The sequence below is a fragment of the Streptosporangium nanhuense genome (genome assembly GCF_059358815.1).
In genome coordinates, this window is sequence record NZ_JCADBG010000008.1 from 305,677 (window position 1) to 331,696 (window position 26,020).

28 protein-coding genes and 1 pseudogene are annotated in these 26,020 nt (G+C 72.5%); 11 read left to right on the forward strand and 18 right to left on the reverse strand.

Going from position 1 to position 26,020, the window contains the following annotated elements:
* Window positions 1–64: 64 nt before the first annotated feature.
* From AC5L38_RS18270 to AC5L38_RS18280, 3 genes are all read right to left on the reverse strand, one after another.
* Complete coding sequence (locus AC5L38_RS18270) at window positions 65–613, reverse strand: EXLDI protein (protein WP_495243992.1); 549 nt, start codon at window positions 611–613, stop codon at window positions 65–67.
* 31 nt (window positions 614–644) lie between these two features.
* Window positions 645–965, reverse strand: coding sequence for a hypothetical protein (locus tag AC5L38_RS18275; RefSeq protein WP_495243993.1), 321 nt, complete (start codon window positions 963–965; stop codon window positions 645–647).
* A 163-nt stretch (window positions 966–1,128) separates the two neighbouring features.
* Entirely contained in the window at window positions 1,129–1,881 is a 753-nt protein-coding gene (locus tag AC5L38_RS18280; RefSeq protein WP_495243994.1) for a DUF6597 domain-containing transcriptional factor, read from the reverse strand.
* 66 nt (window positions 1,882–1,947) lie between these two features.
* On the opposite strand from AC5L38_RS18280, the gene AC5L38_RS18285 reads away from it, so the two are divergent.
* Window positions 1,948–2,520: a TIGR03086 family metal-binding protein gene (locus AC5L38_RS18285; protein WP_495243995.1), complete on the forward strand. Its 573-nt coding sequence runs from the start codon at window positions 1,948–1,950 to the stop codon at window positions 2,518–2,520.
* Window positions 2,521–2,912: 392 nt separating this feature from the next.
* Here AC5L38_RS18285 and AC5L38_RS18290 read toward each other — a convergent pair whose 3' ends face one another.
* The 3 genes from AC5L38_RS18290 to AC5L38_RS18300 form a co-directional block, all read right to left on the reverse strand.
* Window positions 2,913–3,047, reverse strand: a complete 135-nt coding sequence (locus AC5L38_RS18290; RefSeq protein WP_495243996.1) for a hypothetical protein — start codon at window positions 3,045–3,047, stop codon at window positions 2,913–2,915.
* 107 nt (window positions 3,048–3,154) lie between these two features.
* Entirely contained in the window at window positions 3,155–3,607 is a 453-nt protein-coding gene (locus tag AC5L38_RS18295; protein ID WP_495243997.1) for a hypothetical protein, read from the reverse strand.
* A 192-nt stretch (window positions 3,608–3,799) separates the two neighbouring features.
* Window positions 3,800–4,486, reverse strand: a complete 687-nt coding sequence (locus AC5L38_RS18300) for a TetR/AcrR family transcriptional regulator (RefSeq protein ID WP_495243998.1) — start codon at window positions 4,484–4,486, stop codon at window positions 3,800–3,802.
* Between the two features lie 103 nt (window positions 4,487–4,589).
* Here AC5L38_RS18300 and AC5L38_RS18305 point away from each other — a divergent pair, with 103 nt between their 5' ends.
* Window positions 4,590–5,522 (forward strand): SDR family oxidoreductase, encoded by a 933-nt coding sequence (locus tag AC5L38_RS18305; RefSeq protein WP_495243999.1) that lies wholly within the window; start codon window positions 4,590–4,592, stop codon window positions 5,520–5,522.
* Window positions 5,523–5,564: 42 nt separating this feature from the next.
* Here AC5L38_RS18305 and AC5L38_RS18310 read toward each other — a convergent pair whose 3' ends face one another.
* The 5 genes from AC5L38_RS18310 to AC5L38_RS18330 form a co-directional block, all read right to left on the reverse strand.
* Window positions 5,565–6,554: a LacI family DNA-binding transcriptional regulator gene (locus tag AC5L38_RS18310; protein WP_495244000.1), complete on the reverse strand. Its 990-nt coding sequence runs from the start codon at window positions 6,552–6,554 to the stop codon at window positions 5,565–5,567.
* Between the two features lie 112 nt (window positions 6,555–6,666).
* Window positions 6,667–7,473: an IclR family transcriptional regulator gene (locus AC5L38_RS18315; RefSeq protein WP_495244001.1), complete on the reverse strand. Its 807-nt coding sequence runs from the start codon at window positions 7,471–7,473 to the stop codon at window positions 6,667–6,669.
* Window positions 7,457–7,954: a 4-carboxymuconolactone decarboxylase gene (pcaC, locus tag AC5L38_RS18320; protein WP_495244002.1), complete on the reverse strand. Its 498-nt coding sequence runs from the start codon at window positions 7,952–7,954 to the stop codon at window positions 7,457–7,459. Before pcaC ends, AC5L38_RS18315 begins: the two co-directional genes overlap by 17 nt.
* Window positions 7,955–8,004: 50 nt before the next feature.
* Window positions 8,005–9,390, reverse strand: a complete 1,386-nt coding sequence (gene pcaB, locus AC5L38_RS18325; protein ID WP_495244003.1) for a 3-carboxy-cis,cis-muconate cycloisomerase — start codon at window positions 9,388–9,390, stop codon at window positions 8,005–8,007.
* Window positions 9,391–9,418: 28 nt separating this feature from the next.
* Entirely contained in the window at window positions 9,419–10,600 is a 1,182-nt protein-coding gene (locus tag AC5L38_RS18330) for a thiolase family protein (protein WP_495244004.1), read from the reverse strand.
* 284 nt (window positions 10,601–10,884) lie between these two features.
* Between AC5L38_RS18330 and AC5L38_RS18335 the strand changes: the two genes are divergently transcribed.
* From AC5L38_RS18335 to AC5L38_RS18375, 9 genes and pseudogenes are all read left to right on the forward strand, one after another.
* A complete protein-coding gene (locus AC5L38_RS18335; protein WP_495244040.1) occupies window positions 10,885–11,250 on the forward strand; it encodes a hypothetical protein in 366 nt (121 codons plus the stop codon).
* A pseudogene (locus AC5L38_RS18340) lies at window positions 11,238–11,489 on the forward strand (ABC transporter permease); the annotation flags it as partial. The gene AC5L38_RS18335 and the pseudogene AC5L38_RS18340, both read left to right, overlap by 13 nt.
* Entirely contained in the window at window positions 11,482–12,246 is a 765-nt protein-coding gene (locus AC5L38_RS18345; RefSeq protein ID WP_495244037.1) for an ABC transporter ATP-binding protein, read from the forward strand. The pseudogene AC5L38_RS18340 and the gene AC5L38_RS18345, both read left to right, overlap by 8 nt.
* Entirely contained in the window at window positions 12,243–12,623 is a 381-nt protein-coding gene (locus AC5L38_RS18350; protein ID WP_495244005.1) for a thiamine pyrophosphate-binding protein, read from the forward strand. Before AC5L38_RS18345 ends, AC5L38_RS18350 begins: the two co-directional genes overlap by 4 nt.
* Before the next feature lie 60 nt (window positions 12,624–12,683).
* Window positions 12,684–14,144, forward strand: a complete 1,461-nt coding sequence (locus AC5L38_RS18355; protein WP_495244006.1) for a benzaldehyde dehydrogenase — start codon at window positions 12,684–12,686, stop codon at window positions 14,142–14,144.
* Between the two features lie 56 nt (window positions 14,145–14,200).
* Window positions 14,201–15,448, forward strand: coding sequence for a CynX/NimT family MFS transporter (locus tag AC5L38_RS18360; protein WP_495244007.1), 1,248 nt, complete (start codon window positions 14,201–14,203; stop codon window positions 15,446–15,448).
* A 264-nt stretch (window positions 15,449–15,712) separates the two neighbouring features.
* Entirely contained in the window at window positions 15,713–17,410 is a 1,698-nt protein-coding gene (gene alsS / locus AC5L38_RS18365) for an acetolactate synthase AlsS (protein ID WP_495244008.1), read from the forward strand.
* 27 nt (window positions 17,411–17,437) lie between these two features.
* On the forward strand, window positions 17,438–18,253 hold the full coding sequence (budA, locus tag AC5L38_RS18370; RefSeq protein ID WP_495244009.1) for an acetolactate decarboxylase: 816 nt from the start codon (window positions 17,438–17,440) through the stop codon (window positions 18,251–18,253).
* A 241-nt stretch (window positions 18,254–18,494) separates the two neighbouring features.
* Window positions 18,495–19,592 carry a glycerophosphodiester phosphodiesterase gene (locus tag AC5L38_RS18375; RefSeq protein ID WP_495244010.1) on the forward strand — a complete coding sequence of 366 codons (1,098 nt, stop codon included), beginning with the start codon at window positions 18,495–18,497 and terminating at the stop codon, window positions 19,590–19,592.
* Here AC5L38_RS18375 and AC5L38_RS18380 read toward each other — a convergent pair.
* From AC5L38_RS18380 to AC5L38_RS18410, 7 genes are all read right to left on the reverse strand, one after another.
* Window positions 19,573–21,270 carry an FAD-dependent monooxygenase gene (locus AC5L38_RS18380; RefSeq protein ID WP_495244011.1) on the reverse strand — a complete coding sequence of 566 codons (1,698 nt, stop codon included), beginning with the start codon at window positions 21,268–21,270 and terminating at the stop codon, window positions 19,573–19,575. The genes AC5L38_RS18375 and AC5L38_RS18380 overlap by 20 nt on opposite strands.
* Window positions 21,263–21,580 carry a cupin domain-containing protein gene (locus tag AC5L38_RS18385; RefSeq protein ID WP_495244012.1) on the reverse strand — a complete coding sequence of 106 codons (318 nt, stop codon included), beginning with the start codon at window positions 21,578–21,580 and terminating at the stop codon, window positions 21,263–21,265. The genes AC5L38_RS18380 and AC5L38_RS18385 overlap by 8 nt, the downstream gene beginning before the upstream one ends.
* A gap of 57 nt (window positions 21,581–21,637) precedes the next feature.
* Entirely contained in the window at window positions 21,638–22,387 is a 750-nt protein-coding gene (locus AC5L38_RS18390) for an ABC transporter permease (protein WP_495244013.1), read from the reverse strand.
* On the reverse strand, window positions 22,384–23,262 hold the full coding sequence (locus AC5L38_RS18395; protein ID WP_495244014.1) for an ABC transporter ATP-binding protein: 879 nt from the start codon (window positions 23,260–23,262) through the stop codon (window positions 22,384–22,386). Before AC5L38_RS18395 ends, AC5L38_RS18390 begins: the two co-directional genes overlap by 4 nt.
* 1 nt (window position 23,263) lies before the next feature.
* Entirely contained in the window at window positions 23,264–24,304 is a 1,041-nt protein-coding gene (locus tag AC5L38_RS18400) for an ABC transporter substrate-binding protein (protein WP_495244015.1), read from the reverse strand.
* Window positions 24,305–24,401: 97 nt separating this feature from the next.
* Window positions 24,402–24,920, reverse strand: a complete 519-nt coding sequence (locus AC5L38_RS18405) for a cysteine dioxygenase (RefSeq protein WP_495244016.1) — start codon at window positions 24,918–24,920, stop codon at window positions 24,402–24,404.
* A gap of 139 nt (window positions 24,921–25,059) precedes the next feature.
* Window positions 25,060–25,989, reverse strand: coding sequence for an amidohydrolase family protein (locus tag AC5L38_RS18410; protein WP_495244017.1), 930 nt, complete (start codon window positions 25,987–25,989; stop codon window positions 25,060–25,062).
* Window positions 25,990–26,020 lie beyond the last annotated feature (31 nt).

Sequence of the window (26,020 nt, forward strand, 5' to 3'; positions counted from 1 at the left end):
ATGAGGGCGTGACGGGGTAGCGGGCGGTCGCCTTTCGACCGTCCGATCGCGTTCGGTGGACGGGTCAGATGTCGAGGTCCTCCACGGCGGGACGCTCGGCCATGTCGGCGATCAGGTCGTAGAACTCGTCAGGGATCCTGCCGCGCAGCTCCTGGAAGGTCTTCACGACATCGAGCGTGGACTCGCCCTGGACGAAGCCCCAGCTCGAGTCGACCAGCCCGAGGTAACTCCGCCACGCGCCACGGGAGAGAAGGCCCTCCAGCCAGTTGTCGGCTCCCGACGTCAGGCTGTCCGTCCAGTCGGGCGAGCGGTCCACGTGCAGGACGTAGTTGTCCTTGCGGGAGCGGTACACCCGGAACATCTCCATCCGGCTGCCCGTCGTGCGTCCCCACTCGCCGAGCAGCACCCCGGAGAAGCGCTGCTTGCGGCCCGTGCCGCCCTGGCCGACCTGCAGGACGATCTCCTCGTAGCCCTCCTGGCGGCCCTCCTCCATCTCGACGTAGCGCCGCAGCGCCAGGCTGATCGCCGTTGACAGCTTGCCTCCGGCGAGTTCCTGGGCCCGCTGGAACAGCGGCAGGTCCTCGTCCGAGACGTAGATCGTTTTATTGGGCATCGTTCCATCCTCATCCCGTATACGTATAAGCCTACGTATAGAGTGAGACGCGCGGCAAGCCTTTCGCCAAATTTCGCGTTATGTCGCGACTTGTCGTGGGTCGGTCGTCGCCCCGGAGGTGGATCGGCCCAGGCGGTTCAGGCGTCGTGCCGGGTGAGGAACCGTGGCCCTTCGCGGGTTCCGCGACCATCGCGAGGGGCTGCGGGAAGAGCCGGCCGAAGGGGTCGCTCCAGTCGTGGACGGATGCGCCGAGGCCGAAGTGGACGCCGAGCGCGAGGAGCTGCTCGGTCCGGATCACGACGTCTTGTTCGTCGGTGGAGCGGCGCGCGTAGCCGGCCCGGGTTCCGTTCACGCGGCCAGGTGTTCCGGACAGGGGGCCTTCACCGGGACACCCGGGCCTGGGGGTCCGTTCCGGCCGGCTGTACGAGTGTTCCGGTGGGAGATCCCCTTACGGAACATCACCCAGCCGGAACGGCAAAGGCTTCCGCGACTCTGAGCCGATCATGATGCTTGCGTCAGTACCGCTGCCGGTAATACTCCAGGGGCTCGCCGAAGATGGACTTGAAGTCCCGGATGAGGTGGGCCTGGTCGGCGTAGCCCAGTTCGAAGGCGAGTGCTGACCAGCGGGGTTCCCGGCCTTGGGCCAGGCGTTCGGTCACCTCGTGCAGCCGGTAGCGGCGGATCACCCATTTGGGCGGGACGCCGACGTGTTCGGCGAAGGTCCGTTGCAGGGTTCGGATGTTCGCTCCGAACCGGCCGACCAGTGCCGCGACGGTGGTCACACGGGCATCGCCGGTGATCGCCGCCATGGCGGCCTCCGCAAGTGGCTCTCCTCCCCGCGGTGGTTCGGATGAGACCGCCAGGCAGGCGCGGAGGTAATCCTCGATCGCCGGGACGGTTGGAACGGCCGGGAGTGCCGCCGGGAGGGCTTGGGCGGCGTCCAGTTCCCGGTCGGTGATCGTGGCGACCGGGGCATTGAGGAAAGGGCGGAAACGCGTCTGGCGGAAGGCCACGCCGGTGACCTGGCCGTCGCCGTCCAAGATCTTGGTGTGGTGGCGGGTGCGCACACCGTTCAAGATCGCGCGGCTGTCCCGGAAGGTGAGGTGGACGTTGGGAAGGGGGACGATCAGCTGACGGTAGGGGGATTCGTAGTACCACTCGGCCGTCCAGTAGTACTCGACGTACGGAGCGAGGTCGGGGGACGGCGGGATGCGGGTGTGGCGCTGGTACTTCCGCCAGGCGCCGGCCAACTCACGGGTATCCCTCACCACGGGACCAGGCTCTGTCGCGTTTGTTCAATCCGCTGCTTCAGGGCCGGTGGTTGAGTTGAAGGCATGCACACAAGTGAACTGCCCGGTTGCGCCGCCCAGACCATGGTCGCCATTATCCACGCGATCAAGCCCGATCAGCTGGACGCCCCGACTCCGTGCCAGGAGTTCGACGTCCGTGCGCTGGTGAGCCATCTGCTGCACTGGAGCCCCGTCCTGGAGGGCGCTGCTCACAAGAAGCCCGCGCCCCCCTTGGACGGTTCTGAGACCGGCCACACTCAGGACGACTGGGTCAGCACGCTCGAAGAGCGGATCACTCGCACCGCGTCCGCATGGAGCGCCCCCGAGGTCTGGACCGGCATGACCCCCTTCGGCCCCACCGAACTTCCGGCCCACCTGGTAGGCGGCATGGTCGTCACCGAACTGGTCGTCCACGGCTGGGACCTGGCCAAAGCCACGGCACAACACCCCACCTGGGACCTTGACCTCCTCGGCTTCCTCTACGACGAGGTCAAGGACACCGCGGAGACAGGCCTCCAGATGGGCGTCTACGCTCCTGAAGTCCCGGTCCTCTCCGACAGCCCTCTGATCGACCGTGTCGTCGCCCTCACCGGCCGCACTCCCCACTGGAAACCCTGACCACGCCCCGAAGTCCGGCTGAGAGATCCCTGGAGGCAAAGGCCACGCCTCCACGCCGCGCTCCCCAGGCCGAGAGCGACCGCCGTTCCAGTTCTCGACGACCCGCGGGCCGCCGGTGGTGTCCCTTGGCCAGGCCGGTGTTGAACCGGTCAAGGGAGCCGGACAGGCACTGCTCGAGGTCAGCGACGAACTCGGCCGCGTCCATGGGCCTGGCGAGGGCGAAGCAGTGGACGCCCCGGTTGGCCTCGAAGTCGCCCGGCAGATCCTCGTCCGGGTAGCGCCACCGGCCGGTAGGCGGCGTTGTCGCACCGGAACTCCAGCGCCTCCAGCAGAGGGGCGAGCATCCGCCGGTAGTGGTGCGAGCAGGAGCCGCGTGACGCTGGATCCGGGGATCAGAGTTCGACGCTCTCGCCGGGCCTGAGGCGCCGGATGTCGGCGCCGAGCTTCTCGGCCTCACTGGCGAGCACGCCCTCCAGCACCTTGACGCCCCACTCGTTGATCAGACCGTCTTCTCCAGCCGCACACACGCGTGTCCGTATTTAGTGAGTTTTATCGTCATGCGTTCCATGCTGCTCGCCCCGCGGCGTCTCCTTGATCGGATCTGCCACGGGCGAACGACCGGCGGGAGCCCGGGTCAGGGGTGGGTCAGGCGGTCGTACGCGGTCGCGGCCGTCAGGCCGAAGGCGAGGTGCGGGACGATGTCGGAGATCCACGACGACGCGTCCCAGTCGCGCGGGTCGGTCAGGCGCAGCAGGCTGAGAGGGACGACGCTCGCGGCCATCGCCATCGCCGACAGTCCCAGGACGGCCACCGGCGGCGGAACGCGCCGGTCCGCGGCGAGCAGGCCGTACAACCCGCCGACCCCCATGCCCGTCGTGTACCCGAGCAGCGCGCCCAGGCTCTCGCGCCTGCTGCCGGAGGCCTCCCCCGGGCCGAGGTCGATGCCCGCGCCCTCGGCCAGCTCGCCCGCCGCCCGGGCCGGCAGCTCGCTCGCGGGCCGGCCGCGTACGACCATGTCCAGGTAGCCGGCGATGTTCAGCGCGGTGGTGCCCGCCGCGCCCGCGAGGATCCCCGCCGTCAGGCTCACGGTCGCCTCGCGGTCGGTGCGGCCGGATCGTGGGCGCGTCCCGGTCTCATGACGGTCCGTGCGCGCGGACGTCGCCGAACGACCGTCTTCCACCCCTGTGACATGCGTTCTCCCCCCGAGTCGGCAACGAGGTCGGTATGCCCGCCGTCGCCCCGGCCAATCCCGCACCGACCTGCGCCGCGGCGGTCCGGGCTACGCCTCGCCCCGGTGGGACGGGCGGGTGAGCAGGCCAGCGATCAGGGTTTCGAGCGTCTCGCGGAGAGCCGTGCCGAAGTCCAGCCGCATGGCGGCCAGTGACGGGTCGGCCTCGTAGGCGGCCAGCATCGCGGCCGCCGGGCGCGAGTGGCTCCACACGGCGCCGACCACCATGACGGTGACGCCGGCGAGCCTGATCGTGTCGTGCTCGCCGAGCTCGCGGAGGTGCCGGCCCGTCAGCCGGCTCAGGGTGGTGGCGTTGGCGACGGCGGCGCGCTTGTACTGCGCGGCGACCAGCGGGGAGACGTTGTGCTCCAGCACCGACGCCTGGGCGGCGGCCAGGTCGCACAGGACCGGGCGGTCCGCGAGCGTGGCCGCGAGCGTGGCGGCCACCTGGTCGCCGCGCTCGTACGGCGTGCCGGTGCCGACCGCCGCGGTGAGCGCGCCGTCGAGCCGCTCCAGCCATTCCCGTGAGGCGGCGTCGAGCAGTTCGAGGAGCACGGCCTCGCGGGACTCGAAGTAGCGCAGCACGTTCGACTTGGCCAGGCCGACGCGCCTGCTCAGCTCGTTGAGGCTCACCTGCGCCACCGGCATCTCGGCCAGCATCGCGGCGGCGGTGTCCAGGATCGCCTGCCTGCGCATCGCGCGCTGCTCCTCGCTGCGTGCGCGCTGGAAGGTCGTCATCCCGGCAGTCTACAGACCGGCGGTCCCTTGTTAAGAGACCGTCAGTCTGCTAGCGTCCACGACAACAGACCGTCAGTCTTTAAAAGAATCCGAAGGAGCCGCCGTGTACGCCGTACCCGACCAGAGCGGGAGGTTCGCCGTCGTCACCGGGGCCAACAGCGGTACGGGCAGGGAGGCCGCCCGGCGTCTCGCCGACGCGGGGGCGCGCGTCGTGATGGCCGTCCGCACGGTCGCCAAGGGCGAGCGGGCCCGCGCCGAGATCCTGGCCCGGCACCCGCACGCCCGGCTGGAGGTGCGCCGGATCGACCTGGCCGACCTGGGCTCGGTCGAGGAGTTCGCCGACGGGGTCATCGCCGAGGGGACCCCGCTGGACCTGCTGGTCAACAACGCCGGGGTGATGGCCCCGCCCACCCGCCTGACCACGGCCGACGGCTTCGAGCTGCAGTTCGGCAGCAACTACCTCGGTCCCTTCGCCCTGACGGTCCGGCTCCTGCCGACGGTGCTCGCCGCCCCGGTGCCGCGCGTGGTCACCATGAGCAGCGGCATGGCCCACTTCGGCCGGATCGACTTCCACGATCTCCAGGGTGAGCGCCGCTACGGGCCCAACCGCGCCTACGCCCAGTCCAAGCTCGCCGACCTCATGCTGACCCGGCACCTCTCCGCCCTCGCCGAACAGCGCGGCTGGAACGTGCTGAGCACCGCCGCCCACCCCGGCTACACCCGCACGAACCTGCAGACGGCGGGCGCGAGCCTCGGCGGCGGCAGGAGGTCGCGCCTGTCGGCCCTCCTCGGCGCCTTCGACGGTCTCCTGCCCTCACAGGGCGTCGAGCAGGGCACCGAGCCGCTGCTGTACGCCGCGACCGATCCCGACGCCGTCGCCGGGGGTTACTACGGCCCCGGCAGGCGGTTCGGACTGGTCGGCCCCACCGTCACCGCCCGGCCGCCCCGCAGGGCCCTCGACGCCGCGACCAACGCCCGGCTGTGGGCCGAGGCCGAACGCCTCACCGGCGTCGCGCTGCCCGCCCACATCGCCTGACCTCTTTGAACGCTTTGACCGCTTTGACTGCTGGAAAGCCCGTCACGGCGGGAGTTCTCCCGAGCCCCGGGGGATGAGCCGGGTCGGCAGCTCGATCCGCTCGGGAGGGCCGTGGTCGCCGGACAGGCGGCGGAAGAGCAGTTCGGCGGCGGTGCCGCCGAGCCGGACCGGGTCCTGGGCCACCACGGTCACGCCGGGGTCCAGCAGGTCCGCCAGCTCGAAGTCGTCGAAACCCACCAGGGCGGGCCGGTGTCCCGTGCGCAGCGCGGCCACGGTGATCCGGCCGTTGCCGGTGAACACCGCCGTGGGCGGGTTCTCGCCGGAGAGCATCCGGGCCAGGGCGGGTCCGGCCTGCCGGGCCGGGCCGGTCGCGACCAGGGAGGCGTCGAAGGGCAGGCCCGCCTCCTCGAGGGCGCGACGGTAGCCGCGCAGACGCTCGCCGGAGGTGAAGATGGACGTGTCGTCGCCGACGTAGGCGACGCGGCGGTGACCGTGCCGGATCAGGTGGGCCACACCGGTGTGCGCGCCTCCGGCGTTGTCGCAGAGCACCGTGTCGGCGTCCAGCCCGCCCGGCCGGTCGGCGAAGACGGCGGCGACGCCCGCGTCGAGCTCGGGCCGCAGGTAGTCGTGGTCGGTCCCGGCGGGCACGATGATCAGGCCGTCGACCCCGCGGGAGCAGAAGGCGAGCGCCAGTTCCCGCTCGCGCCGGGGATCCTCCCCGGAGGAGCCGCTGAGCAGCAGCGAGCCGTGCCGGAGCGCCATGTCCTCGACCGCGCGGCTGAACCCCGCGTAGAAGGGGTCGGCCACGTCCTCGATCACCAGGCCGATGCTCGCGGTCCTGCCCCGGCGCAGGACGCGGGCGCTCTCGTTGCGCCGGTAGCCGAGCCGCTCGATGGCGGCCGTGACCCGTTCGGCGGTGGCGGGGTTGACCCCCGGCTCGTCGTTGACGACCCGGGAGACGGTCTTCAGCGCCACTCCGGCCAGGGCCGCGACGTCCTTCATGGTGGGACGTCCCCGCGAGCTCTCTGTCACGGCACCGATCATCGCCCAGGTTCGGCCTGCTGACAACGTTGTCATCGAGGTGACGTGCCAGGGACGGTGGTCAGGGTCAGCGGGGGGACAGGGCGCTGCCCGGTGGTCAGGATCAGCGGGGAGACAGGGCGCTGCCCTTGACGCCCGAGGCGTGCAGGTCGGCCTCCACCCGCGCGGCGGTGGCGAGCAGCGGCGGGAGCAGGTGGCGGCGGGCGGACTCCGAGGTCGTACGGCTCGCGTGGGAGGAGATGTTGATCGCGGCGGTCACCCGCCCCGAGCGTTCCCTGACCGGGACGGCGATCGAGCGCAGGCCCTCCTCCAGCTCCTGGTCGACCATGGCCCAGCCCTGGGCGCGGACCCTGTCAAGCTCGGCGCCGAGCGCGGTGGGGGAGGTGATCGTCTTGGGGGTGAACCTGTGCAGCTCGACGTTCCCGAGGTAGGCGTCGAGGTCGCCGGGCGGCAGCCAGGCCAGCAGCACCCTGCCCATCGAGGTGCAGTGGGCCGGGAAACGGGTGCCGATGTTGATGGTCACCCGCATGATCCTGCTGGTGGCCACCCGGGCCACGTAGACGACGTCCTCGCCGTCGAGCACCGCCACCGACGCCGACTCGTGCACCTCGGCGACGAGGCGTTCGAGGTGCGGCTCGGCCACCTCGGGCAGCGAGAGGCTGGACAGGTAGGCGTATCCGAGGTCCAGAATGCGGGGGGAGAGCGCGAACAGCCGCCCGTCGGTCCTGACGTAGCCGAGGTCGACGAGCGTCAGCAGGAACCGCCGGGCCGCGGCCCGGGTCAGGCCGGTCGCGCGGGCCACCTCGCTGAGCGTCAGCTCGGGGCTCGTCGCGCTGAACGCCTTGATCACCGAGAGCCCGCGTGCCAGCGACTGCACGTGGTCCGAGCCACGGTCAACCGGTTCGACCATCCCCGCCCTCCTCGTTCCGGTCGAACTCTAGCGCCGCCCGTGCCACCGCGAACGCCCGGTTGGCGGCGGGCACGCCCGCGTAGATCGCGGTCTGCAGCAGCACTTCCTTGATCTCCTCCTCGGTCAGGCCGACGCGCAGCGCCGCCCTGACGTGCATGGCCAGCTCGTGCTCGTGCCCGAGCGTGGCGAGCATGGCCAGCGTGACGCAACTGCGGGTACGCCGGTCCAGGCCGGGACGGGTCCAGATCTCACCCCACGCGTACGTGGTGATGAACTCCTGGAAGTCCGCGGTGAACGGGGTGGTGCTCGCGACGGCGCGGTCCACGTGCTCGTCACCGAGTACGGCCCGGCGTGTCGCGTCCCCGGCCGCCCATCCGTTCGTACGGTTCGCTCCTTCGGCCGCGCTTTCGTTCGCGCGGTCCGCCTCTTCGGAGGCCCGTCCGCTCGCGCCGTTCGTCTCCCCGCCTGTGGGCTCGCTCATGTACCCGCTCTCCTGTCCGTTCGTGCTCGTCTCTCCGGTGTCCCGTTCGCTCACGTGCCGGCTCCCGCTCCCGCTCCTGTTCCGGTTTCGGTCTCGGCTTCGGTGAGGTTCTCGTGGGCGGCGAGCGCCCGGTCGACGAAGGCGGCGGCGGAGCCGAGGGCGCCCGCCGGGTCGAGGGCCGCGTCGATCTCCTCGGGGGGCAGGGAGACACCGGGGTCGGCGAGCAGGACCTCCCGCAGCTCCGCGCCCTCCTTGGCGGCGCGGGCGCAGGCGGCGTCCACCAGCCGCCGGGCCTCCGGGGTGCCTCCGAGCCGTACGACGACCTGCTCGGCCATGAGCAGCCCGCGGGTCGCCCCGAGGTTGGCGCGCATCCGGGCGGTGTCCACGGTCAGGCCCTCCAGCACCTCGCGGAGCCAGGAGGCGGCGCTGCCGGTCAGCCGGAGCAGCTCGCCCAGCGTCTCCCACTCGGCCTGCCAGGGGCCCGCCGCGCGCTCGTGCTCCTGGACCATGCCGTCCAGGATCGAGGCGACCAGCCCGGGGACGCGCTGGACGCAGGCGAGCACGGACATCGAGCCCACCGGGTTGCGCTTGTGCGGCATCGCGCTGGAGGTGCCCCGGCCGGGGCCGGTGGGCTCGGCGACCTCCGCCACCTCGGTCTGGGCGAGCAGCTTCACGTCGTTCGCCACCTTGGCGAGCGTCCCGGCGGCGGTGCCGAGCGCGCAGGCCAGCCGGGCCACCGGGGTCCGGTCGGTGTGCCAGGGGAGGACCGGCTCGGCCAGCCCCAGCCCGGCGGCCAGGAGCGGAGGCACCTCGTGGCCGCGCTCGCCGAGGACCGACAGGGTGCCCGCCGCCCCGCCGTACTGGACCGGCAGCGGAACCTCCGCGAGCCCGGTCCGCGAGCGGTCCAGCGCGCTCAGCCAGCCCGCGGCCTTCAACCCGAAGGTGACGGGCACGGCGTGCTGCAGGACGGTGCGCCCGGCCATGACGGTGCCGCGATGGTCGGACGCCAGCCGCGCGCAGGCGTCCGCGCAGGCGGACAGGTCGGCCAGGATCGGTGCCAGGGCGCGGCGGGCGACCAGCATGGCGGCGGTGTCGTTGATGTCCTGGCTGGTGGCGCCGTAGTGGACGAACCGCCGCAGGCCGGGTTCGATCCGCTCCCGCAGGGCGGCGACCAGGGGGATGACGGGGTTGCCGGTCCGCGCGGCCCGCTCGCCCAGCTCGGCGATGTCGTAGAGCTCGGGGCGGCAGGCCCGCGCCAGCGCGGCGGGCACCTCGGCGGGGACCAGGCCGATCCCGGCCTGCGCGCGGGCCAGCGCGGCCTCGGCGTCCAGCATGGCGGCAAGCCACGCGACGTCCGACACCTCCGCCGGGACCGCGCCCCTGGCGAACATCCCCGAGAACAGGCCGCCGGTCGCGGGAGTCGCTGGAGAGGTCATGTCCACCTCCGGGTGGTTCGAACGCCGCTCAGGAACCGATTCCCTCAAGGACGACGGCCAGTCCCTGGCCCACGCCGATGCAGATGGCGGCCAGGCCGTACCCGCCGCCCCGGCGGTGCAGATCGTGGGCGAGGGTGCCGAGGATGCGTGCCCCCGAGGAGCCGAGGGGGTGGCCGAGCGCGATGGCGCCGCCGTTGACGTTGACGATCTCGGGGTCGAGGTCGGGCCACTCGGCGAGGCAGGCCAGCGACTGGGCGGCGAACGCCTCGTTGAGCTCGACCGCGCTCAGGTCGGACCAGCCGACGCCCGCCCGCTTGAGGGCCGTACGGGCCGCTTCGACCGGTCCGATGCCGAACAGGTGCGGCTCGACGCCGACCACCGCGCGGGAGACGATCCTGGCCAGCGGGGCTCGCCCGGACCGGGCGGCCCCCGCCTCGTCGCCGACGAGCAGCGCGGCGGCGCCGTCGTTGAGGGGGGAGGCGTTTCCCGCGGTGACGGTGCCGCCGGAACGGAAGACCGGCTTCAGGCGGGACAGCGACTCCTCCGTCGAGTCGGCCCTGACGGACTCGTCGCGGTCGAGGGCTTCGAGCGGGACCACCTCGCGGTCGAAGACGCCGCGCTCCCAGGCCGCCGCCGCGCGCCGGTGGCTGCGCAGCGCGAACCGGTCCTGGGCCTCGCGGCCGATGTCGTAGCGGTCGGCGAGGATCTCGGCGCCCTCGCCCAGGGCGACCGTCCACTCGGCGGGCATCCGGGGGTTGACCATGCGCCAGCCGAGGGCCGTGTCGTGCAGGGTCCGCTCTCCCCGGTCGAAGCCCCGCGCTGGCTTGGGCATCACCCACGGCGCCCGGCTCATCGACTCCGAACCTCCGGCGACCACCAGGGACGCGTCGCCCACGGCCACCGCGCGGGAGGCGGCGATCGCCGCCTCCAGGCCGGAGCCGCACAGCCGGTTGAGGGTGGTGCCGGGAACCGTCACCGGCAGCCCGGCCAGGAGCACGGCCATCCGCGCGACGTCCCGGTTGTCCTCGCCCGCCCCGTTGGCCGCGCCGAAGAACACGTCCTCGATGGCGGCGGGGTCGAGGGCGGGGGCGCGGTCGGCCAGCGCGCGGACGACGTGCGCGGCCAGGTCGTCGGGGCGGACGCCCGACAGCGCCCCGCCGTACCGGCCGATGGGGGTGCGGACCGCGTCGAGGACGTAGACGTCGTTCAAGGTCGGAAACTCCTGTCCGCCCGGTGCTTCGGCCGCTCCGGTGCTCGGGTGACGTCGGGGGACGTCGGGTGACACAGCTGCCGGAGTGTTTGTTCGTTATGTGAACGGATGTTCTCTCAATGAACATACTGACCCGTCGTTCTGACGGTCAACTCGGGCGGCTCGCGATTGCTTGACACACTTGACACGGGCGGCGTAACTTCCGCGATATGCCCCGTTCGTCCGGAGAATCATTGTTCGTATAACGAACGTCACCCCTTGCGTTCTTCCCTTCGGGAGGTCCCGTGCGCCGTCCCACAACCGTCCTGACCGGCCTCCTGACCGGCGTGGTCGCGTGCGGTTCGGACGGGCAACCTGCCGGGGGTGCCGGAGGATCCAAGGACAGGGGGAACGCCGGTGTGATCGCCATCGTGGACACCGCGCCGACTCGCCTCGGCAAGGCCAAGGGGTTCTTCGACCGGCAGAACATCGACCTGACGATCACCCCTGTGCAGGGCGGCGCCGCGAGCATCTCCCGGGCATGGTCCCCCTCGCTCCGAACAGGGTTCCTCCCGGTCCGGGCGCGGCTTCTCGTGGTCCGGGCAGAGCCTCCCCCGAGTCGGGCCCGGCTTCTCGCCCCGGCTGCGCGCCGCCGCCCCCCCAGATCATGACGGGCCTGCGGCAGGCGCTGTCCGTGGGGATCATCCTGATGGTGATCAGCGAGATGTTCGCCGGCAGCAGCGGTCTGGGCTTCACGATCGCGCTCTTCCGGCGCGGGTTCGAGATCCCCGAGATGTGGAGCGGCATCCTGCTGCTCGGCATGCTCGGTCACGGGCCGGCCGTCCTGTTCGGGCGGCTCGAACGCCGCGTCCTTCACCGGTACCACGGACGCGGGGGTGACCATGCTTGAGATCTCCGGGCTGAGGAAGGTCTACGAGGACCGGGACGTCGAGGCCCTGCGCGACCTGACGTTCCGGGTGGGCGCGGGCGAGCTGGTCTGCGTCGTGGGCCCCTCCGGATGCGGCAAGACCACCCTGCTGCGCTGCGTGGCCGGCCTGCTCGCCCCCACCTCGGGGTCGGTGCGGGTGGCGGGCGTGCCGGTGACCGGCCCGCCGCCGCGCATGGCGGTGGTCTTCCAGGAGTACGGCCGGAGCCTGTTCCCCTGGATGACGGTGCGGCAGAACGTCGAGCTCCCGCTCAGGGAGAAGAAGGTGCCGCGCGAACGCAGGGAGGAGCTGGTGGCCGGGTCACTGGCCTCCGTCGGCCTCGCCGACGCCGACGCCGCCTACCCCTGGCAGCTGTCCGGCGGCATGCAGCAGCGGGTGGCGATCGCCAGGGCGATCGCGTACGAGCCGCAGGTGCTGCTGATGGACGAGCCGTTCGCCGCCGTCGACGCCCAGACCAGGGCGGACCTGGAGGACCTGATCCTCGCGCTCTGGCGCGACCTCGGGGTGACGACGCTGTTCGTCACCCACGACATCGACGAGGCCGTCTATCTCGGGCAGCGGGTGGTCGTGCTGTCGTCCTCGCCGACCGTCGTGCTGGAGGACCTCAAGATAGACCTGCCCCCCGGGCGCGACCAGCTCACCACCCGCTCCCTGCCGCGCTTCGCCGACCTGCGCGGCCACCTGTACGCCCAGATCCAGCGGGCACGAGGTGAGCGGTGAGCCCGGCGGGGGAGGGCGGGCCGGTGCGGACCGTCAGGGACGCGACCTTCGACGTGCTCCGCCGTACCGGCATGACCACGATCTTCGCCAACCCCGGCTCGACCGAGGTCTCCCTGCTGGCCGGGTTCCCCGACGACCTGGAGTTCGTCCTCGCCCTGCACGAGGGTTCGGCCGGGCAGCAGGACCGCGGGCACCTCGCGCTGGAGCCCTTCCTGATGGGGCGGCTCGCCGGTCTCGCCGGGGACCACCCGGTCCGGGTCGACGAGCCGGGGCCGCCGGTCGCGCCGGGTACCGCGGTTGCCGTCGTCACCGGCGACCCGGCCGAGGCGCACCGCAGCCCCGCCGGCCTGGCCCTGCCGGCCTCGCCCGCTGAATGACAGCCACGGCCGGGTGACAACCGCGCACCCCGCCATGACGAAAAAGACAAAGGAGACACCATGCCGCTTATGGATGCCAAGAAGTGGGCCGGGCAGATTTTCGGGGACGGATGGGTCACCTCGCGCGCGGGTGACGCGGCCGTGGTCGAGCCCGCCACCGGCGCGGAGCTCGGCAGGGTCGGGGTGGCCGGGGCCGAGGACGTGGCGGCGGCGGCCGTGCTCGCCGTACGGGCGCAGCGGGAGTGGGCGGCGACCTCGTTCGAGGAGCGGGCGGCCGTGTTGCGGCGGGCGGGCGGGCTGTTCGAGGAGCACGCGGAGGAGATCCAGGACTGGCTGGTCCGCGAGGCCGGGTCAATCCGCCCCAAGGCGGGCGTGGAGACGCACGTCGCCGCACAGGAGTGTCACGAGGCCGCCGCGCTGGCGTCCCAGCCGCTCGGGGAGATCCTGCCGACCGTCAAACAGCGGCTCAGCCTGGCCCGGCGCGTGCCCGCCGGGGTGGTCGGGGTGATCGCCCCGTTCAACTTCCCGCTGATCCTCGCCATCCGGTCGGTCGCCCCGGCGCTCGCGCTGGGGAACGCGGTGATCCTCAAGCCCGACCCGCGCACCGCCGTCTCCGGGGGCGTCGTCATCGCCCGCGTCCTGGAGGAGGCGGGGCTGCCGTCCGGGCTGCTCCAGGTGCTGCCGGGAGGGGTGGCGGCGGGGCAGGCGCTGGTCGGCGACCCGCTGGTACGGGTGATCTCCTTCACCGGCTCGACCTCGGCGGGGCGCGCGGTCGGCGAGGCGTGCGGGCGGCTGCTCAAGCGGGCGCACCTGGAACTCGGCGGCAACAGCGCGCTGATCGTCCTGGACGACGCCGACCTGGACCTCGCGGTCTCGGCGGGCGCCTGGGGCTCCTTCCTGCACCAGGGGCAGATCTGCATGACCACCGGACGCCACCTGGTGCACTCCTCGATCGCGGAGGAGTACGTGGCGCGGCTCGCGGAGAAGGCCGACCACCTGCCGGTCGGCGACCCGGCGGGCGGGCAGGTCGCGCTCGGCCCGCTGATCGACGCCGGCCAGCGGGACAAGGTCCACGGCCTGGTCACCGCGAGCGTCGACGCGGGGGCGCGGCTGGCGGCTGGCGGCACCTACGAGGGACTCTTCTACCGGCCCACGGTCCTGGCCGACCTGCCCGCGCGCGCTCCCGCGTACGTCCAGGAGGTGTTCGGCCCGGTCGCGCCCGTCCTGCCGTTCTCCACGATCGAGGAGGCCGCCGCGCTGGCGTCCGACAGCGAGTACGGCCTGTCGCTGGGCATCCTGACGCGCGACGCGATGCGCGGCCTGGCGCTGGCCGACCTCGTTCCCACCGGGATCGTGCACGTCAACGACCAGACGGTGGACGACGAGGCGGTGGCACCGTTCGGCGGGGTCGGCGCGTCGGGCACCGGCTCGCGCTTCGGCGGGGGACGGGCCAACATCGAGGCCTTCACCGAGACGCGCTGGGTGACGATGCAAGGAAATATCGCGACGTATCCCTTCTGATGCGTTGAATAACCTCCCCCTTTGGTGCTCTGTGAGGCTTATGGGAGAGTTGGGCAATGTCCGAGCGGGGAGTGAGCGTGTCGCGGGTGTCACCGGTGTCGTGGGTGTCGCGGGTTCTGCTCATCGCGGGGTTCGTGCTCGCGGCGCTCAACCTGCGGCCCGCGCTCGCGGGCGTCTCCCCGGTGCTGGGCGAGATCATGGACGATCTCGGGCTGAGCGCCGCAGGGGGAGGGGCGATCACCACGGTCATGGTGGTCTGCCTGGGCGTCCTCGGCCCGCTCGCCCCCCTGCTCGCCCGCCGCTTCGGGCTGGACCGCACGCTCATGGCCGGGCTGCTGATCCTGGCCGCGGGCGTGGCGCTGCGCAGCGTGGGCAGCGTCCCCGCGCTCTACGCGGGCGCGGCCGTCGCGGGCACGGCCATCGCCGTGATGAACGTCGTGATGCCCGGCGTGGTCAAGCAGCACTTCCCCGCGAAGGTCGGCCCGTTCACCGCGGTCTACGTCTCCTGCCTGGTGCTGGGCGCCGCCGTGGCGTCCGGTTCCGTGGTCCCGATCGAGCGGGCCACGGGGCTCGGCTGGCGCGAGGTGACCGCGATGACCGCGATCCCGGCGCTCGCGGCGGCGGCCCTCTGGCTGCCCCAGGCCCTGCGCCGCCCCGCCCGCCCGGAGGTCGCGCCCAGGCCGTTCGCCCAGCTGCTCCGCAGCCGGGTGACCTGGTACGTCACCGTCTACATGGGCCTGCAGTCGCTGACCTTCTACATCATGCTGGCCTGGATACCGACGATCTTCAAGGACGCGGGGCTCCCCGCCGACCAGGCCGGATACATGCTCAGCCTCACCAACCTGGCCCAGGTGGCGGCCACCCTGACCGTCCCGGTGCTCGCGGGACGGGCCCGGTCGCAGGTGCCGTACGTCACCGCCGCGACCGTTCTCACGGTCGCCGGATACCTCGGCGTGCTGATCGCCCCGGCCACCCTGCCGTGGCTCTGGATGATCGTCCTCGGGGTGGGACAGGGCGCCTCGATCGCGCTGGCCCTGCTCATCATCACGCTCCGCGCGCCCGACCCGGTCTCGGTGACCGCGCTGTCGGCCGTCGCCCAGTCCGTCGGCTACACGCTGGCCGCGCTCGGGCCGCTCCTGATCGGGGCGCTTCACGAGCTCTCGGGCGGCTGGACGCTGCCGCTGCTGGCCGGGCTCGGCGCGTGCGGCCTGCAGCTGGCGGCCGGTTTCCTGGCCGGACGCCCGATCGCGCCGTCCGGCGCGGACGACCCCCGGCCGGCCGAGGGATCCCCCTCCCTGGCCTGACCCGCGGCGGGACTCGCCTTCCCCGGCCCGGTGCGCGTTCGGTAAACGCGCTGGTCAGCGGGGTCAAGGGCCTCTTGTGGCTTCCTGGGCGGGCGCGTAGCGTTGGACGGGACCGCCACCGGACGACCGGGGGCGGGACCGTGATCGGCGGCAGGCCGGACGGCATCGCGTTCACCCGGATCCAGGGTGGCCGGCACTCTTTGCGACTCGCGACGGGGACCCTGTGTCACAGGGACCTCTCGCCATGCGGACGGGAGGGCGGACATGGTCGTGACGGCGCGCCGGCTCGTGAGGCGGGTTCCCGCCACCGGTGCGGACCTGCTGGTCGACTGCCTGGAGATGTCTGGGGTCGAGTACGTCTTCGGGATCCCGGGCGCCAAGATCGACGCGGTGTTCGACGCCCTGCTCGACGCCGGGCCGCGGCTGGTGGTGTGCCGGCACGAGCAGAACGCCGCCTTCATGGCGGCGGCGGCCGGACGGCTCACCGGACGGCCCGGCGTGGTGCTGGTGACCTCGGGCCCCGGCACCTCCAACCTGGCCACCGGCCTGGCGACGGCGACCACGGAGGGCGACCCGGTCGTCGCGTTCGCCGGGGCGGTGCCCCGCGCCGACCGGCTGAAGCGGACGCACCAGTCGATGGACTCGGTCGGCCTGCTCCGGGCGGTCTGCAAGTTCACCTGGGAGGTGGACGACGTGGCCGCCCTGCCCGAGGTCGTGTCGAACGCCTGCCGGGCGGCGACCACCTCGCCTCGCGGGGCCGTGGCCGTCATCCTCCCGCAGGACCTCCTCGCCGACGCCGTCACCGAGCCTCCCGCCGGAGCGCCGGAGGTGCCACGGCTCGGGGCCGCCCCTCCGGAGGCGGTCGACCGGGCCGCGGACGCCGTCAGGCGGGCACGGACGCCGGTCGTGCTGCTCGGGGCCCGGACCGGCGACCCGGCCGCCGCCGAGGCGGTGCGCGGCCTGATGTCCCGTACCGGACTGCCGGTGGTGGAGACCTTCCAGGCCGCCGGGGTGGTGCCGCGGGGGGAGCTGGAGGAACGCTTCCTCGGCAGGGTCGGGCTGTTCCGCAACCAGCCGGGCGACGAGGCGCTGGCCCAGGCGGACCTCGTCCTCGCCGTCGGCTACGACCACGTCGAGTACGACCCCGGGCTGTGGAACCCGGGCCCCGGGCCGGGACCGGAGATCGTCCACCTGGACGACGGCCCGGCGGAGATCGACAATCGCTACCGGCCGTCGGTCGAGCTGCGCGGCGACGTGGCGGCCACCGTGACGGCGCTGGCCGACCGGCTGGACGGGCTCGCTCCCGCCCGCGGCGCCGTGGCCCGTGTCGCCGCGCTGCGCGCCAGGCTCGCCGAGCTGGACGCCGCGCCCGCCGAGTCCCGTCCGGGCCGGATCCATCCCCTGCGGATCGTCCGCGCCCTGCGGGAGGCGGTCGACGACGACGCCACCGTGGTCTGCGACGTCGGTTCCCACTACATCTGGATGGCCCGCCACTTCCGGACCTACCGGCCACGCGGCCTGCTGTTCTCCGACGGCCAGCAGACGCTCGGCGTGGCACTGCCCTGGGCCGTCGCCACCGCGCTGGTGCGGCCGGGCCACAGGGTGGTGTCCGTCTCCGGCGACGGGGGCTTCCTCTTCTCCGCCATGGAGCTGGAGACCGCCGTGCGCGTCGGCGCCGACCTCACGCATCTGGTGTGGCGCGACGGCACCTACGACATGGTCGCCTTCCAGGAGCGGCTGAAGTACGGGCGGACGTCGGGGGTCGACCTCGGCCCGATCGACACGGTGCGCTTCGCCGAGAGCTTCGGCGCGACCGGGATGCGCGTGGCCTCCGCGGACGAGCTCCCCTCGGTGCTCCGCCGGGCCCTCGACACGCCGGGGCCCGTCGTCGTCGACGTGCCGGTCGACTACGGCGACAACGAGAGCCTCGCGGCGGTCCTGCGCCTGGAGTCGTTCGAGTGACATCCTCCCGGGAGGGGTGACGGCACGATGAACGGACACCACGACTTCCTGGAGGGGCTGGTGCGCGTCTTCCTCGCGCACCGTGACGGCGGCGGCGCCCTGCACCGGGATCCCGCCCGCGCCCACGAGATCTTCCAGTCCTCCACGATGGACGCCCTCCTCGACGGGGTGTACGAGGGGGACCTCACCGTCGGCGAGCTGCGCCGCCACGGGGACTTCGGCCTCGGGACCTTCAACGAGCTGGACGGCGAGCTCGTGGGGTTCGACGGCCGCTTCCACCATCTCCGCTCGGACGGCACCGCCGTCCCGGCCGGCCCCGCGGAGAAGACCCCCTTCGCCGCCGTCACCTTCTTCCGCGCCGACCGGGAGGCAGAGGTCGGCCCCGGCACGTCGCGCGCGGAGCTGGAGTCGCTGTGCGACGGGCTCGCCGCCGGGCGCAACCTCTTCTACGCGGTGCGCCTCGACGGGCTGTTCGCGCGGGTGACCACCCGTACCGTGGCCAGGCAGCACCGCCCCTACCCGCCCCTGGTCGAGGCCACCCGCGACCAGCGCCTGACCACCTTCACCGACGTCGAGGGCACCGTCGCGGGTTTCCGCGCGCCGGACTACGCGCAGGGGATCGCGGTCGCCGGATACCACCTGCACTTCCTGGACGCCGGCCGTACCGGCGGCGGCCACGTGATCGACATCACGGTACGGCGGGCGACGCTGCGGATCGACACCGAGGCCGAACTGCATCTCAGCCTCCCCCGCACACCGCGGTTCATGAACGCCGACCTCACCGGCCACGACGTGGACGCCGAGACGAGACGGGCGGAAGGGGGCGGTCCCGGCGGCGGCTGAGACGGTTCCCAACCCCTCGGGACGGAACGCATCACCGGCCGCCCGTCCCCCGGAACGGAGCGCGTCACCGGTTGCCCGCCCTCCGGGACGGAACGCGCCGCCGCCCGCCCGCCGTTCGCGACGGAACGCGTCACCGGCCGCTCACCCCTCGGGACGGAACGCATCACCGGCCGCCCGTACGACCCGTTTCCTTCGCGAGTCGTTGTTCCAATGGTCATCCGGGCGGCTTACGTTCCTGAACATGATCCGTAGGCTTCTGGCCGCGGCGCTGGCGGTCCTCGCGACCGGTACCGTCGCCGTTGTGCTGCAACAACCCGAACCCGCCACCGCCGAGCCCCGTGGCCGCGAACCCGTCGTCATCGGCCACCGGGGCGCCAGCGCCCACCGGCCCGAGCACACCCTGCTCGCGTACGAGACCGCGATCGCGCTCGGTGCCGACTACATCGAGCCCGACCTGGTCTCGACGAAGGACCACGTGCTGGTGGCCAGGCACGAGAACGAGATCGGCGGCACCACCGACGTCGAGAACCACCCCGAGTTCGCGGCGCGCCGGACGACCAAGACCATCGACGGCACCCCGATCACCGGCTGGTTCACCGAGGACTTCACGCTCGCCGAGCTGAAGACGCTCAGGGCCGAGGAGCGCATCCCCGACCTGCGTCCGGACAACACCGCCTTCAACGGCCTCGCGGAGATCCCGACCTTCGACGAGGTCGTGGCGCTCGCCAAGCGCAGCGGGGTCGGCGTCTACCCCGAGACCAAGCACCCGAGCTACTTCGACTCCATCGGGCTCTCCCTGGAGGAGCCGCTGCTCGACGTGCTCGGCCGCCACGGCTGGCGCGGGAGCCGGGACCCGGTCTTCATCCAGTCCTTCGAGACCGCCAACCTGCGCGAGCTGAGCAAGAGGACCAGGCTGCCGCTGATCCAGCTCATCACCGCCACCGGCGCCCCGTACGACTGGATCGCCGCCGGGGATCCGCGCACCTACGACACCATGGTCACCCCCGCCGGGCTCCGCGACGTGGCAGGTTACGCGGACGGCGTCGGCGTCGACACCAGGCGGATCGTGCCCGCAGGCCCCGACGGCCGCCTCCTGCAGCCCACCTCGCTCGTCCGGGACGCCCACCGGGCCGGTCTGAAGGTCCACACCTGGACCGTCAGGAACGAGAACGCGCAGCTCCCGGTGGACTTCCGGCTCGGGAACCCGGCGAGCCCGGCCTACCCGCGCGCCACCGGCAACGTGATGGGCTGGCTGGAGAGGCTCTACTCCCTCGGGATCGACGGCGTCTTCGCCGACGACCCGGGCATGGCCGGCGCCGTCAGGGCGCGCGTCTTCTAGCACCTCCCGTTCCCGGCCGTCCGGGCACGACGACCCCGTACGGTCGGGAACGGGGCCGGCCGGCCGGGGAGGGCGCGGGCGGCGGCCTGTCCGTGACGGCCGTGTAGAGGGTCTCGGCGAGGCCCTCGCCTCCCCGCGGGGCGAACGGCCTGATCGCGATGACGTGCCCGTCGGGCCGCAGCACCACCAGCGTGTCGCCGGGGACGCCGAAGCGCAGCCGGACCCGGTCGCCGGGGTCGAGCAGCAGCCGGTCGCGCAGCTCCGAGCCCGGTGGCACGTCCCACCTGCTGACCACGTACTGCCGCAGCGCGGGCGAGTCGGGGGGCGGGACCAGGGGAGCCCGCCGGGCGTCGGTGAAGTACAGCGCCACGAAGGAGTCCGCGCACAGGTCGTGCGGGTGGACCTCTCCGGCCGGGCCGAACAGCGGCAGGTCCGGGACGCGGTCGCCGGCCCGCACCGGTGCGGGGGTGTCACCGGTCCTGACCATGGCCCAGTCGCCGGTGCCGTCCACGTCGAGCCGTACTCCCAGCAGCGTGCGCGTCTGGGCGGTTCCCCAGCCGCCCTCCGTCATGGCCGCGACGCCCTCACCGCGATGGGCCATGACGGCGCGGGCCGCCTCGGCCATCTTGCCCGAGCCCAGGGAGGCCACCGGGAGCTGCTCGCGCTCGTACCCGTCGAGCAGCCGGTCGCCGGCCCACCCCCGCAGCACCCACGCCAGGCGCCAGACCAGGTTGGAGATGTCCAGCGCCCCGGTGTTGAGGCCGAGGGCCCACATCGGAGTGATCAGGTGGGCGGCGTCCCCGAGCAGGAAGACCCGCCGGTCACGCCAGCGGCTCGCGATCCGGTGGTGGACGCGGTAGACGTTGCAGCCGACCAGCCGCGAGGGGCCCACCTCCCCGAGGAAGCGCAGCGCCCTGTCCCGCAGCTCCGCCTCGTCCGGTTCCGGCGTGCCCGGCTTGAGCATGTAGACGAAGCGCCAGCAGTGCGGCAGGCGCACCACGACCACCCACTCCTCCGGGTCGGAGAAGTAGCCCAGGTAGGGGTAGTCGCGCGGGGTGTCGACGTCGAGGTCGACCTCCAGGTCGACGAGCACGTACCGCTCCTCCAGCGTGCGGCCCTCGACGGTCACGCCGAGCGCCCCCCGGACGAACGACCGCCCGCCGTCGCAGCCCAGCAGGAACGACCCGCGGATCGTCCGCGGCCCCGAGGCCGTCTCGGCGGTCACCTCCACCCCTTCCGCGTCCTGCCGGAAGCCCGTCACGCGGTGCCCCATGCGCAGGGCGCCCGGGGCCCTGCGCTCCAGCTCGTCGCGGAGCACCGGCTCCAGGTGGTGCTGCGGGATGTTGGCCAGGAACGGGAACCGGGTGTCCCCGGCCAGCGCGTCCGTGCCCACCCGGAACCTGGGCAGGCCCGTGGCGCGCTCGAACTCGCCGATCTCGTCGACGCGCAGCGCGGCGCGGAGCACCGGGGGCAGCGCGCCGTACCGGTGCAGGATCTCCAGGCTGCGGGTGAGCAGCGAGCCGGCCTTGGTGTCCGGGGACAGCCGCTCGTCCTCCTCCAGCACCACGACCGGCAGGCCGTGGTGGGCGAGCCCGAGTGCGGTGATGAGCCCCACGGGACCCGCGCCGGCCACGACGACCGGAGCGGGCTCCCCGCCGGCGGCCGGGCGGTCAGCCATTCTTCAGCTCCACCAGGCGCGACACGTATCTCGTCTCTCCCACGTTCGTCAGCTTGTGCACCGCGCCCGGCTCCCTGAAGATCACCGAGCCGCGCGGCTCGGGCGCGTCGATCAGCTGCCCGCCGGCGGTCTCGATGACGTTGACGGCCTCCCCGACCGCGATGACGAGGTACGGGAGGTCGTGCCGGTGCAGGGGCTGGGTCTGGCCCGGTTCCAGCTCGATCTGCCAGACCCTGACCAGCTCGTTCTCGAAGACGATGTGCTGGCCCACCGGGCCCAGCCCGGTCTCGCCCGCTTCTGGATCACTCATCGGATACCTCCGTGTCGACTCGGATGATGCGGCGGGTCCCCGCCGGGAGGGCCGGGTTCAGGCGGTGGTCTCGCGCGCCCACGGCAGCAGGAGGCGCTCGATCGCGACCAGGGCGTAGAACAGCGCGATGCTCATCGCGCCGAGCAGCACCATCGCGGCGAACGCCAGCGCGGTGTCCGCGCTCGCGCCGGACTGGACGATGACGTAGCCGAGCCCCGCCTGGGCGCCGACGAACTCACCGATCACCGCGCCGATGACGGCGAGCGAGATCGCGACCTTGAGCCCGACGAAGATCTGCGGAAGGGCGTGCGGGAAACGCACCTGGAGGAACAGGCGCCACCAGCTCGCCCGGAGCGACCTGCTCAGCTCGACGAACTCCGCCGGGGTGGACCGCAGGCCGGTGGCGGTGGAGATCACGATGGGGAAGAAGCAGACCAGGAAGACCATGACCACCTTGGGGAGCTGGCCGAACCCCATCCACACGACCAGGATCGGCGCGACGGCCACCTTGGGCACCGCGTTCACCGCGATCAGCAGCGGGTAGACGCTCTCCTCGACGATCCGGAACGTGGCGATCAGGACCGCGATCAGCACGCCCGTCACCACGGCGAGCGCGTACCCCTGCAGCGTCTCCACCAGCGTCACCCAGGTCTGGTCGAGCAGGTAGCCGCCGTGCTCGCCGAAGACGGCGAGCACGTCCGGCGGCGCGGGCAGGACGTACGGCGCGATGCCGAAGGCGACCGTGGCCAGCCACCACGCCGCCACGGTCAGCGCCGCGCCGATCACGGGAAGCACCCAGACCCTCATCGGGCGCCTCTCCCCGCCGGCCCCCCGGACGAGCCCGGGACCTGGTCACCGGCCTGTTCGCCGGCCCGCCCACCGAGCCGCTCATCGGTCTGTTCGTCGGCTCGCTCGCCCGTGCGTTCGCCGAGGGGCTCCGCGAGCAGGGAGCGCAGCCGCGCGCCGTACCCGGCCAGCCGCTCCGCGTGGGCGTCGCGGCCGAGGGAGCGCGGCCGGGGTACGTCGATCTCCACGATCTCCCTGACCCGGCCGGGCCGTGGGCTGAGCACCACGACCCGGTCGGCGAGCAGTACCGCCTCCTCGATGGAGTGGGTGACGAGGACGACCGTGGCCGCGCTCTCCGCCCGGATCCGCTGGAGCTCGGCGGAGAGCTCCTCGCGGGTGAGCGCGTCCAGCGCGGAGAACGGCTCGTCCATGAGCATGACCTTCGGCTCGCAGATCAGCGACCGGCACAGGGCCACCCGCTGCTGCATGCCACCCGACAGCTCGTGCGGGAGCCGCTTCTCGAACCCCTCCAGCCCGGCCACGCGCAGCAGCTCTCGCGCGCGGCCGAGATGGGCGGCCCTCGACCGGCCGAGGAACTCCACGGGCAGCAGCACGTTGCCGAGGACCGTCCGCCACGGGAGCAGGGCGGGCCGCTGGAACATGAGGCTGACGTCGGGGCGCGGCCCGGTCACCGGCTCTCCCGCGACCCGCACCTGCCCGCCGGTCGCCGGGATGAGACCGGCGACCAGCCGCAGGAGCGTCGACTTCCCGCAGCCCGAACGCCCGATCACCGCCACGAACTCGTGCTCGCGCACCCGCAGGCCGATCCCCTCCAGCGCGGTCACCGGTCCGGTCCTGCCCGGGAACACGCAGGACAGATCCGAGATCTCGATCACGTCAGGATCCGGGGGCCAGGCCGAAGGTGACGATGTCGGAGGGCTTGAAACCGGGCTGGATCACCTTCGCGTCCTCGAGGATGGCGATGACGGCGGCCAGGCGGCTCTCGTCCAGCGCGCCCACGGGCACCCCGGCCTCCGAGGGCCGTACGAAGACGGCCATCTCCTTCAGTTCCGCGGCCGCGGTGACCGCGTTCTGGGTCGGGTGATACTTGTTCAGGATTTTTCCGGACTCGTCGGGGTTGTCGACGGCGTACTCCAGCCCCTTGAGCAGGGCGTCCCGAAATTTCGTCACCACCTCGGGCTTCTCGGCCGCCATCTTCGCGGTGGTCGTGAGGATGTTGCCGTACATCTCCTTGACGTGGTCGCTGTAGGGCAGGACCACGGCCTTGCGCCCCTGGGCCGCCTGCTCGATGGTCGGCCTGCCCACCACGAACTGGCCGATGGCGTCCACCTTGCCCGAGGCGAGCAGTTGCGGCAGCGACGGGGGCGGCGCGGGGACGAAGGTGACCTTGGCCGGGTCGATCCCGGCGGCCTTGGCGTACGCGGGGAAGACGAGTTTGACGGCAGAGCCCGGCGGGTCGGCGATCTTCTTGCCCTCCAGGTCCTTGGGCGCGGCGATGCCCGAGTCCTCAAGGGCGATGACGGCGGTGAGCGACCGCTGCTGGATCGCCGCCACACCGGTGACCGGCAGCTTCTGTCCCGCCAGGGTGACGATGGAGCCGGTCAGGTCGGTGATCCCGAAGTCGGCCTGGCCGCTCGCGATCAGCTTGAGGGAGTCGGCCGTGCCGCTGCCGGGCCTGATGGTGACGTCGAACCCCGCGTCCCTGAAATATCCCTTCTCCAGGGCGACGTAGGCGTAGGCGTCGCGCCCGAAGACGTTGAACGAGGTCAGATAGTTGATTTTCGTGGCCGCAGCAGGCGCGGACGGCGCGCCGGAGCCCGTCGCGGAGCTGCTGCCGGTGTCGGCGTTCGCACACGCGCTCGCAACCAGAAGGCATAAGGCTGCCAGCGAGCTACGGACGATCGTCGGGATGTTCACAGGTCCCCTTCCGTTACCAGATTTGATCAAAGCGTTTTTGATCAAATCCGGCAACGGTCCGGGATTACCTTCTTGTCAAATTTTCAACGGAACCGTGTCAGGCGACCTCGACCATCCGCTCGACGTCGTCCATGGGACGCAGCTCGTCGGCGTAGCTCACCGAGACGCGGCGCATCACGCCGCTGTCGCTGATGGAGTACTGGCCCAGGCGCCACAGCGGCGGCGAGTACGCGTGGATCGAGACGCTGCCGTGCACCGCGCCGGTCAGCCGGTGGATGTGGTCGGGGCCGAACGAGAAGGACTCGCCCTCCGAGATCACGGTCTCCAGGTGCTCGCCGCCGATGCGGGGGTTGCACTCCAGGAGCGTCCCGGCCACCACGCGGACGGCACCCGAGGAGGTGTCGTGGTCGTGCCAGCCGGTGTCGTCCTCGGGACGCCAGCACAGCAGCCAGACGTCCACGTGGGAGTCGCGGTAGAGGGAGGCGAAGTGGCGGCCGCCCTCCTCGGGGAACTCCACCTGGTCCGCCCACCCGGACGGGTCGGCGGCCAGCTCGTTGACCAGGTCGAGGAGCTCGCGCCGGTCGAGGGCGCGGGCGGGCAGGGCCTCGTAGCTCATGAGGTCTCACCGCCGAACGGCCCGGAGCCCGCGATGTCCACTCGCCCGGCGTGACCGACGTGACCGGTGACTCTTGCGCGCCGCTCGCTCGCGGCGTGGTCCGCCGGGAGCACACAGCTCTCGCGGCCCTGGTACTGGTTCACTTGCGCGACTCCTTTCCGTTCAGAAGGCGGTGCGGGTTGGTGACCGCGACGGCGTGCCAGGCGGCGTCGCCGAGCGCGGGGTCCGGTGCGGTGGCGTAGGGCTGGTCGGAACCGCTGACCACGATGTCGACGCCGAGTTCGCGGACGATCGCGTCGATGGCGCGCGGGCCGTAGGAGGAGGTCTCCAGGAACATGTCGGGATCGACCTGTCCCCGGCCCTCGCCGCCCCGGTTGGCCAGGCGCTCGGAGTGGAGCGGGGCCAGCCCGGCTAGCAGTGAGAAGCAGACCCGCAGGCGGGGGTGGCGGGCCCGGCCGAAGGCGGCGAAGGCGTACCACGCGGCGTGCATCTGCTGCACGTACGGCACGACGGCGGGCCACCAGCCGGGCCCCTCGGGCTCGGTGGCGGGGCCGGGGTGCACGAAGAGCGGCAGGTCGCGCTCGGTGAGCACGTCGAGCAGCGGGGCGACCCCGGCCAGACCGGCGGCGTCGCGCACGGCGGTCGCGGGCAGCTGGAGCCCGACGAGCCCGGGCCGCGCGTTCCCGCCGACGTTCCTGACGCCGTCTCGCGTGTCGAGGGTCTTGGCGAGCCTGGCGGGGTCGATCTCGCTGAGGCAGGTCGCCGCCCAGGCGCCGAAGGGCGCGGGCAGCGCGAGGGCGTCCTCGTGGTACGCGTCGATGATCGGCCAGGCGTCGCCGGGGGGCAGCGACTCGATGCCCAGCGGGCTGGACAGCGACACGAGGGCCAGGTCGAGGCCCGCGTTCAGCGCGAGGCGCCCGGCGAGGTCGTGGTCGGCGGGGTCGACCTCGTAGGCGGGCTCGCCGTCCAGGTGGAGGGTCCAGCCGTCGAGGCGGGGCGCGGCCGTGCGCCGTCTGAGCGCGTCCACGAACGCGGGCGTCCACAGATGCTGGTGAACGTCGACGGTCACGACGGGTCCCCTCCTTTCACGTCTTCGAGGT

Excerpts from the sequence above, each read along its gene's own strand:
- AC5L38_RS18270 (WP_495243992.1), bottom strand. The coding sequence starts at position 613 with ATGCCCAATAAAACGATCTACGTCTCGGACGAGGACCTGCCGCTGTTC.
- AC5L38_RS18285 (WP_495243995.1), top strand. The coding sequence starts at position 1,948 with ATGCACACAAGTGAACTGCCCGGTTGCGCCGCCCAGACCATGGTCGCC.
- AC5L38_RS18300 (WP_495243998.1), bottom strand. The coding sequence starts at position 4,486 with ATGACGACCTTCCAGCGCGCACGCAGCGAGGAGCAGCGCGCGATGCGC.
- AC5L38_RS18315 (WP_495244001.1), bottom strand. The coding sequence starts at position 7,473 with ATGGTCGAACCGGTTGACCGTGGCTCGGACCACGTGCAGTCGCTGGCA.
- pcaC (WP_495244002.1), bottom strand. The coding sequence starts at position 7,954 with ATGAGCGAGCCCACAGGCGGGGAGACGAACGGCGCGAGCGGACGGGCC.
- pcaB (WP_495244003.1), bottom strand. The coding sequence starts at position 9,390 with ATGACCTCTCCAGCGACTCCCGCGACCGGCGGCCTGTTCTCGGGGATG.
- AC5L38_RS18345 (WP_495244037.1), top strand. The coding sequence starts at position 11,482 with ATGCTTGAGATCTCCGGGCTGAGGAAGGTCTACGAGGACCGGGACGTC.
- AC5L38_RS18355 (WP_495244006.1), top strand. The coding sequence starts at position 12,684 with ATGCCGCTTATGGATGCCAAGAAGTGGGCCGGGCAGATTTTCGGGGAC.
- AC5L38_RS18360 (WP_495244007.1), top strand. The coding sequence starts at position 14,201 with ATGTCCGAGCGGGGAGTGAGCGTGTCGCGGGTGTCACCGGTGTCGTGG.
- alsS (WP_495244008.1), top strand. The coding sequence starts at position 15,713 with ATGGTCGTGACGGCGCGCCGGCTCGTGAGGCGGGTTCCCGCCACCGGT.
- budA (WP_495244009.1), top strand. The coding sequence starts at position 17,438 with ATGAACGGACACCACGACTTCCTGGAGGGGCTGGTGCGCGTCTTCCTC.
- AC5L38_RS18375 (WP_495244010.1), top strand. The coding sequence starts at position 18,495 with ATGATCCGTAGGCTTCTGGCCGCGGCGCTGGCGGTCCTCGCGACCGGT.
- AC5L38_RS18380 (WP_495244011.1), bottom strand. The coding sequence starts at position 21,270 with ATGGCTGACCGCCCGGCCGCCGGCGGGGAGCCCGCTCCGGTCGTCGTG.
- AC5L38_RS18385 (WP_495244012.1), bottom strand. The coding sequence starts at position 21,580 with ATGAGTGATCCAGAAGCGGGCGAGACCGGGCTGGGCCCGGTGGGCCAG.
- AC5L38_RS18390 (WP_495244013.1), bottom strand. The coding sequence starts at position 22,387 with ATGAGGGTCTGGGTGCTTCCCGTGATCGGCGCGGCGCTGACCGTGGCG.
- AC5L38_RS18405 (WP_495244016.1), bottom strand. The coding sequence starts at position 24,920 with ATGAGCTACGAGGCCCTGCCCGCCCGCGCCCTCGACCGGCGCGAGCTC.